Origin of the sequence: Sulfurimonas sp. (assembly GCF_027056685.1) — a bacterium.
Classification (GTDB): domain Bacteria; phylum Campylobacterota; class Campylobacteria; order Campylobacterales; family Sulfurimonadaceae; genus Sulfurimonas.
Genome location: NZ_JALUKE010000143.1, coordinates 1 through 9,594, shown reverse-complemented (window position 1 = coordinate 9,594; position 9,594 = coordinate 1). Strand labels below are relative to the sequence as shown.

The window sequence follows — 9,594 nt, the reverse complement described above, 5'->3', positions numbered from 1 at the left end:
TCATAAAAATAAAAAACATACTGAATGAGAACAATAGTAAAGATAAACCCAATAGTTGTCCATATCTCTGTGGGGGTTTTCATCCCTGTTTCAAAAAAGACAGAGTGAACAATCTCATATCCCGCATATAAAATTCCAAGACCACCGACAACTGCCGCCATATCTTCAAGTTTATGCAAACCATAAGGAAATCGTTTTGATTTATGTGCGGCAAAAAAGAGTGCCAAAAAGATAAGCAGTGCACCAAAAACATCAGATATGGAATGGATACCATCAGCTACGACAAGTGTCGAACCCATCATCCATCCCCAAGTGAGTTTGGATGTTGCAAGAGCTGCGTTTAGCAGTGTTGAGAAAAAGAGCCAACGCTGTTTTTCATCTGTTTTTCGTATATAATGTATCATATTTTAAAATCCTAAAACTGTAAATAAGCTTCATAAAAGAAGTATATCCCGAAGCCCGTCAAAAGGAGTGCAAACCCTTTATTGACAGCGTCTGATATTTTTGTCACTGCTTTACTTGAGACTATGCTCTGTGCAAATCCAACAGAAACACCTGCTAAAAGCAGTAATAGTGAATGTCCAAGTGCAAAAAGTAAAATTAGTCCATAAGCATACAGATAATCGCTGTTGCCTGCTAAAGATATGATAGCAAAAAGTGGAGCTGATGCACAAGGAGTGCTGACCAGTCCAAAAATCAGACCGATTAAAAAACCACCAAAGAGTCTATAGTGAATCAATCTGCTAACAATGGCTGATTTATCTACTTCTCCTAACATTCCAAAGGCATAGAGTGCTATGAGTATGCTCACGCTCCCTGCTATAAGATATGCCCAAAGTGGTGCAACGGAGAAAAAACCGCCAAATTTTGCCACGATAAATCCTAGTATGGAAAAGCTCACAGCAACACCCAAAGCAAAAAGCGCTGTAAAAAGATAAGTGTAGAGTACTTTTTTTCTACCCTCAAGGTCTTTGTTAAGCGCTACAGCACTCCCTACAAGCAGAGGAACAGCAACTAAGGAGCAAGGTGCTGCCGCGGTAATACTACCAGAAAAAAAGGCACCTAAAAATACGAGGTATGAATTTGATTCAAGCAGCTGCGTGAGATAAGCTTCCATTGAGTCTTACTGCCCAGCCTCTTTGATATGCTGACGAATCTTATCTGCGCTGAGCACTTTTCCTGTGGAAATCAGTTTCCCATCTATGACAAGTCCGGGCATACTTAAAATGTTATACTTCATTATTTCCATAATGTCATCGACTTTTACTACTTCATAGTCGCCATCTAACTGACTCACAAGCTCTCTAACAATTTTTTCAAGTGTTATGCACTTTGCACAACCCGTTCCTAAAATTTCTATTTTCATATTTTTTCCTTATTTTAAAATATAGTTAAAAAGATACCCTATGCAGATAATGCCCACACCCACAGTACCAAAGAAGATGGCGATGAGTTTTGTATGGAGTATTTTTTTGAGTATCATTGCCTCTGGAAGGCTTAGCGCAGTGATTGCCATCATAAAGCTAAGCGCCGTTCCTAGCAGCATTCCTTTGTCTGTAAGCACTTCAACAAGAGGCATAACCCCTGCTGCGTTTGAGTACATTGGGATTCCAAGAATTACAGCTAAAGGTACACCATACCAGTTGTCTCCGCCTGCATATTTTGCAATAAAATCTGCCGGAACATAGCCGTGTATCAAAGCACCGACACCAACACCTATGAGTACATAAATCCAAATTTGTTTGAAGATGTCGTAGGTGTAATCCCACGCCTCTTTTGCACGCTGTTTTTGTGTTATTTTTACTTCTACATCTTTGAGCTCACTTTCCATAGGTTTGACATCGAGTAAGATGTACTTTTCTAAGTTCATTTTTCCGATGACGAAACCACCGACGATAGCTACAAGCAGACCAAACCCGATGTAAATCGCTGTGATTTTCCAGCCAAAGAGCGTAAAGAGCAGAGCGATTGCTACTTCATTGTTCATAGGTGAACTGATAAGAAATGAAAAGGTTACACCAAGCGGGATACGCGCTTGAATAAATCCGAGAAATAGGGGAATGGCGCTGCATGAGCAAAATGGTGTAATAATGCCGAAAAATGCAGCGAGCACATTGCCGTATAGCTCTGATTTGCCTTGTAAGTGGGCACGAACATATTCTGTATTGAAATGTGTTCTCAGGTAAGAGACGACAAAAATGATGAGTATAAGCAGGAAAAGTATTTTTACTGTGTCATAAATAAAGAAGTTGATGGTATCATTGACTCTTCCCGTAAGTCCAAGCATATTAACTGTGAGATAATCTACGAACTCTTTCCACATAATATAACTCCTTAATTTATGGCATTATAGCAAATATAAATATATAAATCAAGATATATTGATATAGTGATAATATTAGCCTAAAACTGAAATACCCATAAGAAATAAACTAAGTTCAAGAGCAATACCCGATAAAAATATCCAAAGAATGTTGAGGTTGTAGTAGCGCACTGCAATGAGTGCTCCAACTGCCCAGATATAAGCTGCAGGAGAGTGAAGAGTTACTTTTCCCATGGAGAGTACAACAAAAAAGAGCATTCCTGTAAACGCAGCCAATATTCCTTTTAAGCCTCTGCGAATAAAGAGGTAGTCTTTTATTTTGGCATAAATTTCTGACATTATGATTGTGTAAAAAAATGAAGGATAGAACATTCCAATGGTTGCAAGCAGACTTCCCATAAGTCCAGCTACTTTATAGCCGATGAATGTCGCTGTAATGAGAAATGGACCGGGAGTAATTTGTCCAAAGGCAATGCCGTCGGCAAACTGTTTCATACTTAACCAATGGTGTGATATGACTGCTTCTTGTTGCAGGAGTGGCATGATGGTCATACCGTTTCCAAACGCAACTGCTCCAACTTTAAACATAGATAAAAAGAGTGTAGAGAGTTCTGTTTTGTAAAAAAATGCAAGAGCGGCAAATGCAAGAAAAAGAGAGCCACTTACTATGATGGCTGTCAAACGCCACTGCCATTTACCGGGAATATCTAACTTTTGTGTCTGCTCGTTTGTATCTACCTTCATGGAATCTTTCCAGAAAAACATAAGACCAAACAAAACAGCAAAGATGATAACCCAAAAGGCATTGATTTTATAGAGTAACAGTATAAACGCAAGTCCGGAGATAAAAGCTGTTTTTCCTCCATCAATGTAACGATTTGCAAAATCAAGCGATATGTGGATGATGATTCCCACAACCATAGCTTCAAGTGCAATAAAAAGAGGGTGTACCCAAGCAACATTTCCATAGTTAAAATAGAGCCAAGAGAGCAGTACCATTAAAAGGTAAGAGGGAAGTATAAACAGAAATGTCGCTATTAAAGCACCCCAAAATCCCTTGATGCGATAAGCAGAGTATGTAGCAAGGTTGAACATAATAGGACCAGGATAGAGCTGAACCATAGCAAGCCCCTCATCCATCTCTTTTTGTGAGAGCCATTTGCGCCCTACGACAAGTGTTTTGAGCTGTTGGAGCATCGCTACACTGTAGGCTGTAAGACCTATAATGAAAAAAGCCCATGTTAGTTCAAAAAAAGAGGGAGTGACTTTTACTTCTGACTTTTGATTACTAGGCATCTATCTCCTTTCTCTTTATTTATAAAATATGCGTCTCTTTTGGTACTTCGCTTGAGACCACTTTTTTATTTTCAATTTTAAGTATTCTATCACAAAGTGGCAACATCGCTTCATCATGAGTGACCATTATGACGGCTACATCTTGATCTGTAGCTATTTTTTTAAGCATCTTTACAACATCTACAGAGCGTTTGATGTCAAGGGCTGCTGTGGGTTCATCGGCTAAGATGATTTCAGGTTTGTTTGCCAAAGCTCGTGCGATGGCAGCGCGTTGGTTCTGTCCACCTGAGAGAGAGGAGGGCATTGCGTTTGCTTTGTCGCCAATGTCAAAATACTCTAACAACTCCATCGCTATCTTCTCACTCTCCTCTTTTGAGAGACCATTTGTTTGTGGTAGAAGCGTAACATTTTCGATGATATTTAAAAAAGGAATGAGGTAGTGGGCTTGGAAGATAAAGCCTATTTTTTCACGTCGAATCTTACGTGTCTCTTTAGTGAGCCATTTGTTTTCATAGACCTTTTCATCTCCGAGCCAAATAGTACCGCTTGTCGGCTCTTCCACGCAGCCTATCATCATAAGTAAGGTTGTCTTTCCTGCACCACTTGGAGCAATAAGTGCAACGAGTTCCCCTTTATTGACTTCAAAAGAGGCTCCGTCGATGACCTCCACAAGACTGTCACCTTTACCGAAATGTTTTACCAGGTTTTCTACTTTTATCGCTTGTCTGCTCACACTCATCCTCCTATTGCCTCTGCCGGATCGGCTGATATTACTTTTTTCACACCTACAAAAGAGGCTAAAATAGATGCTATGATGATGACTATGAAAAGTCCAAAGGCATCAGGGGTTTCAAGCACAACTCTTTTTGGAAATTTCGAGTAAATGAGATGAGCAAAAATATTTCCTGCTATAAAGGCAAGCACACCCATAAGCACCGTCTCTTGGACTATCATTTTAATAATCATCGAGTTTGGTATGCCAATGAGTTTCATAATGGCTATCTCTTTCATCTTTTCAAGTGTCATAGTGTAGATAATAAGTGCGATGATGATGGTCGAGACAATGACGAGTATTACAGTAAACATTCCTATCTGCTTTGATGCCATTTTTATGAGATTTTTTGTGAGAATTGTCTTCTCTTGCTCTGCTGTATAGACAGAATTATGCTTCCATCGTCTTATATCTTGCGCAACTGCGTTTACATCATAACCACTCTTTACGCGAGCAACGATTGCGTTTACCATATGTGAATTTATACCATTTATGCCTCTTGCTCTGTCATTTCGTATGCGTGCATTGGAGTAGAGAAACTGCAACTCTTGCGCATCTTTGAGTGAAATGTACACTAAAGGGTCTCCACCAGAAGAGACTGTGCCATGTGTGACACCTACAACGGTGTAAATATCTCTACCTAAAGGGATTTTATCGCCGAGTTTAAAGCCTGTTTTATCTGTTACTACCATCTCATAATGACTGCGTTTAAGCCCTCGTCCTGCTATAAGTTTGCTTGGATTTATGGGGTCAATATCTCCAAAAGGGTTAAAACCAACTGCAAAAACACGCACCATCTCATTTTTTAAAGGGAGTTGGAGGTTTTGAAAGGTAATGCCCTCAGCAGATTTTACCCCTTGTATAACATGAATGGTATTTTTTAAATCTTCATGCACCCGTGATGCTTCTGCAAAGGGTCCAAGTGTATTTTCCTGTACAACCCACAAATCAACATCCAAATCGTCAAGCAAAACCTGTGCATCGATGATCATACCTCTATAGACACCCATCATAATCATAACAATGCCAAGAAGCATGCCCACACCTGCGGCGGTGACGATGAATTTTCCAAGAGTATGTTTTATCTCTTTTTGTGCTAAGTTTATCATTAGTGAACTCTTGCACCCTCGTGAAGAGGCTTTTTATTTGTTGCAGGCACAAGTATGACTGCGTTTGTAGCAAGGTTTTTCACGGCTACTATTTTGCCACTGATGCCAAGCACTTTGACTTTTTGAAAGTGCGCTTTGCTGTTTTGAGCTATCCAAACACCACTTTTACCATCTTTATGAACTATCACTTTTGTAGGAACTGTGACAACATTTTGAAGTGTTTTGGTATTTATGAGCACTTCTGCCTGTTCATTGATATAAAATGGAATTGGTAGTTTCTCAAACGCAACATCTACTTCTCGCTCTTGTGTTACCGCATCACTCTCTGCCACGATACGTTTTACCACACCTGCAAACTTTTTCCCAGCTTGAGAACGGAGTGTAATATGAGCGTGTTGTCCAACTTTGATGTTCCCACTAATGCGTTCATCAATATAAGTACGAATCCAAACATCTTGAGGATTTACAATCTTAAATATACTCTGTGTAGGTACAACACTCTGAGCAACTTCTGCCTCTTTTGTAATGACATAACCATCAACAGGCGCATAGATTTTGTAGCGTGAGAGTTTTACTTCAAGTGCCTTTACACTTGTTTGTGAGCGTTTTACCTCTTGTAGTGCTGAGTTTATATGTGCCTTTGTAGCAGCAATCTGCGCTTTGATGGCATCCAAATCAGCTTTTGCTTTGTCATACTCTGACTGAGAGGCAAATGACTGGATTTTTAGTTTTTTGTAACGGTCGTAAGTGACAAGCGCTAGATTTCTTTGTGCATAGAGTGCGTCAAGGTCTTTACGCGAAGCTGTAACCTCCATCTTTGCTTTTTTGACTGAAATCTTCGCTTCTGCTACAAGTTCTGGCAAATCAACAGCATCCATTTCTACAAGGAGTTGTCCTTTTTTAACCCACTCCCCTTCATCTGTATGGAGTGCTTTGATTTTTGAAGCAGTGAGCGCTGTAATGTTGTAAATCTCTTTTGCTCCAACATTTCCTATGCCAAATGTTTGCAGTTTCATATCTTCTTCTTTGGGAGAGAGCGTTGCATAAGTACTTTTTGGAATGTAAACTTTGTTGTAAAAAATTGCTCCGCCGATAAGCAGGGCAAGAGCGATAAGAGCGTATTTAATGCTGTTTTTCATTATATTTTTCCTTTAAGATATTGGATTCTGTCAATGCTAAGTGCGCGTGAATAGTAGGCTTCAAGTAGTCCTAGTTTTGCATTTAGTACCTGTGAAGTGGCATCTAAAACTTCGATGTAGGTAGCAAGACCCTCTTTGTAGCGTCCATCAAGCACTTTTTTTGTCTCCTGCGCAGAATCAAGTTGTGCTTTTTTTGCACTAATCGTTTTGTTGTAGCGTTTAATGTCAAGGAGTAAGTTTTGCAACTCTTCTTTGAGGGCGAGTTCGCGTGAGCGTTTTTGCTCTTTGCTGATTTGTGCAGATATTTCTACTTTTTGTGCCTCTGCTGAGACTCTTCCACCGCTGTAGAGTGGAATGTTTACGACAACTCCTGCCGTTGTGGCATCGTAAGTGTTGAGCGTGTCAAAGTGGTTGTAGGATGCTATTGCATCTATAGAGCCGTAATGTTCTGCTTTTGCTGATTTATGGAGTAAGATATTTTTTTCGATATTTTTGTTTTCAATTTTAAGTGTATAGTTTGAGTTTAGCACCTCTTTTTGCACATTTGCATCAGCATTGAAACTTTCTTGTAACACTGCGTTTTCAAGCGTGACATTTTCATCAATTTTTCTGTCCATATAGAGTGAAAGTGAGTTGCGTGCTTTATCAAAACTTGCCTGAGCAATGGCAAGATTATCTTCTGCATTATAAACAGCCGAGAGAAAACGGCTTGCATCTGCTGTGGTTTTTAGCCCCTGCTTTACCAGAGCTTCGGCTTGGGCATAGTAGGCTTTTTTAGCTTCTAAATCTTTTTTACGGACATTGAGAGCCTCACGCTGGACGACCATAAGCTTGTAAAAAGACTTGACCTTAAACGCAAGCAGTGCTTTAAAATCCATCAAAGAGAGCTTGGAGATGTCTTCATCTTTTTTGCTTGAAGCTATTTTAGAGGTAGTTTTACCAAAGTCCCATAACTTCTGTTTTAAGTTCACCCCTACATTCCAGCCTGTATCATCTAATGTATGAAAAGTACCATTTGCAGGTAAAACATAGGTTTCTGTGAAGTTATACTGCCCGTTAAGATTAACTTGTGGCAGATAATCGGCAGTAGCTGAGCGGTGAGAAAGCTTTGACTGCTTCATTTTCATCTGCAGGGACTTCACATCAGGATAGTTTTGCAGCGTAGTGTCAATGGACTCCCTAAGTGTAAGTGTCTCTGCGTTTAGCATAGAAAAAAGTAACAAAGAAGAGAAAAATATTTTTTTCATTATAAACCTTATGAGATATTTTTATGTTGTATTGTCTCATAAGTCTGTTAAGGTATCGTTAAAGCCTTAATCTTCAGCAGAAAATAGTGTCCCTTTTGTATAAGAATCTTCAAATAAGAACTCTCTTGCTGATGTTAAATCATAGCCATTGCATAAAAACATCTCTCTATTATGGTTTATCATATATCGTGCAGCTTTTAATTTTGTAACGATTCCACCTGTGGCAAATTCATTGTTTGGTGAGTGTTCTTGGTCTAACTCTTCATCTTTAATCTCTGAAACAAGTTTTCTAATTTTAGCCTTTGGATTTGTTTTTGGGTTCTCTTCATAGTATCCGTCAATATCACTTAAAATTATTAGAATATCGGCATTAGTATAGTGTGCAACATGTGCTGAGAGTTGGTCATTGTCACCAAAGAGTTGTTCAGGTGTTGTAGAGATGTCATTTTCATTCACAATAGGTAAAATATTGTTTTCTAAAGTCCTATCTATGATTTGTTGAAAAATTTTTGTATGCACTCTTGAGTCAAAATCCTCTTCAGTCAATAAAATTTGAGCTATATCGACATTGAAAATATCAAATTTATTTTTATAACTGCTCATAAGTATTGGCTGTCCAACTGAAGCTAAAACTCGCTTACTCACCTCTTTTTTTCTATCAAGTTTGAGTGCAGTATATCCAGCTGCAACAGCTCCCGATGTCACAAGAACAACTTCGTACTGTTTTCTTGCCTCTGCAAGTAGTGAAACTAAATTTAGCATTCTCTCTTTTGCTATATCATCTAAATTTGTTAAAACACTACTTCCTACTTTAAATACAACTCTTTTCAAAATTATCAACTCCCTATATATTCGTGCTTTTAGAATAACATATAAAACTTATGTTGAAATTATAAAAAGTTTTGTTTACTCATCATTCTCTTCACCAAAAGTATTGATAAGTCCTTTAATAAACTCTTTTTTCTCTTTTTTACTCAATCTTGCTTCTGGATGTACAGCTGTATAAATAAGTGGAGGCATATGACCACTACGAACTTGTGCTGAAGATTCATCTCCATGGTTGTGTCTTTGATGTCGCCAGTTTGAAATATTGAGATGTTCTCTTCCATCTTCAACATCACTCTGCACTAACCAAGAGATAGGTGCTACATTACTATACCATCTCCATTTTGTTTCATTGGAGTGACAATCAGCACATGCACGCATAAAAAGCGTGCGAGTCTGTGGGCTATCCCATTTTGGTTCTTGTACCACTTTTGGGTTCGTATGGTCTCTGCCATAAGGTATAAACTGGATGGCCACACCTAGTAGTACTGCAGATATTGTTATTGTTTTCATTTTTGACATTTTGCATTCTCTTGTGATTATTTAAAATGAGTATGGCATAGTTATATTAATCTATCGTTAATGTTTTTTGTCTTTTATTGGCGTCCTTTTTGTTTTCCATTTCCTTGCCCATTTCCTTGCCCGTTTCCTTGCCCGTTTTGTCCATTTTCATTTTGAGGGTAGACTCCTTCTTTATTTGTTAAAAGCGTATCACCTTCATAGTAACAACCATTTGTTACACCTATGTTTTTGAGGGCTTTGTCAAATGCCCAGTAGTGGTTGTAACTTCCATTCCTAAGTGTGTTAAACGCAGCTTCTATGTCTGTTGCGTTTGAGTCTTGTGCTTGAGTGATGTATTTGTCTAAGTCGTCTATGTCTGTTA

Annotated in this window: 12 protein-coding genes; all 12 read right to left on the bottom strand. The window is 38.7% G+C overall.

Going from position 1 to position 9,594, the window contains the following annotated elements; translation table 11 throughout:
• The coding region (locus MVY38_RS06305; RefSeq protein ID WP_297484448.1) for a cation transporter at positions 1–404 on the bottom strand (404 nt) is incomplete at its 3' end.
• A gap of 11 nt (positions 405–415) precedes the next feature.
• Positions 416–1,117, bottom strand: a complete 702-nt coding sequence (locus MVY38_RS06300; RefSeq protein WP_297484446.1) for a cytochrome c biogenesis protein CcdA — start codon at positions 1,115–1,117, stop codon at positions 416–418.
• 6 nt (positions 1,118–1,123) lie between these two features.
• The gene (locus MVY38_RS06295; RefSeq protein ID WP_297484444.1) at positions 1,124–1,366 is read right to left on the bottom strand and encodes a thioredoxin family protein; all 243 of its coding nucleotides are present in this window, start codon (positions 1,364–1,366) and stop codon (positions 1,124–1,126) included.
• A 9-nt stretch (positions 1,367–1,375) separates the two neighbouring features.
• Complete coding sequence (locus MVY38_RS06290) at positions 1,376–2,323, bottom strand: permease (RefSeq protein WP_297484442.1); 948 nt, start codon at positions 2,321–2,323, stop codon at positions 1,376–1,378.
• A gap of 75 nt (positions 2,324–2,398) precedes the next feature.
• The gene (gene chrA, locus MVY38_RS06285; protein ID WP_297484440.1) at positions 2,399–3,619 is read right to left on the bottom strand and encodes a chromate efflux transporter; all 1,221 of its coding nucleotides are present in this window, start codon (positions 3,617–3,619) and stop codon (positions 2,399–2,401) included.
• 19 nt (positions 3,620–3,638) lie between these two features.
• Positions 3,639–4,358: an ABC transporter ATP-binding protein gene (locus MVY38_RS06280; protein WP_297484438.1), complete on the bottom strand. Its 720-nt coding sequence runs from the start codon at positions 4,356–4,358 to the stop codon at positions 3,639–3,641.
• Positions 4,355–5,500 (bottom strand): FtsX-like permease family protein, encoded by a 1,146-nt coding sequence (locus tag MVY38_RS06275; protein WP_297484436.1) that lies wholly within the window; start codon positions 5,498–5,500, stop codon positions 4,355–4,357. The genes MVY38_RS06280 and MVY38_RS06275 overlap by 4 nt, the downstream gene beginning before the upstream one ends.
• Positions 5,500–6,639, bottom strand: coding sequence for an efflux RND transporter periplasmic adaptor subunit (locus MVY38_RS06270; RefSeq protein ID WP_297484434.1), 1,140 nt, complete (start codon positions 6,637–6,639; stop codon positions 5,500–5,502). The genes MVY38_RS06275 and MVY38_RS06270 overlap by 1 nt, the downstream gene beginning before the upstream one ends.
• Entirely contained in the window at positions 6,639–7,886 is a 1,248-nt protein-coding gene (locus tag MVY38_RS06265; protein ID WP_297484432.1) for a TolC family protein, read from the bottom strand. The genes MVY38_RS06270 and MVY38_RS06265 overlap by 1 nt, the downstream gene beginning before the upstream one ends.
• A 66-nt stretch (positions 7,887–7,952) precedes the next feature.
• Positions 7,953–8,717, bottom strand: coding sequence for a glutamate 5-kinase (gene proB / locus MVY38_RS06260; RefSeq protein ID WP_297484430.1), 765 nt, complete (start codon positions 8,715–8,717; stop codon positions 7,953–7,955).
• A 75-nt stretch (positions 8,718–8,792) separates the two neighbouring features.
• Positions 8,793–9,224 carry a heme-binding domain-containing protein gene (locus MVY38_RS06255; RefSeq protein WP_297484428.1) on the bottom strand — a complete coding sequence of 144 codons (432 nt, stop codon included), beginning with the start codon at positions 9,222–9,224 and terminating at the stop codon, positions 8,793–8,795.
• Positions 9,225–9,307: 83 nt separating this feature from the next.
• Positions 9,308–9,594 (bottom strand): hypothetical protein (locus MVY38_RS06250; protein WP_297484426.1); only part of this gene is annotated, 287 nt, incomplete at its 5' end.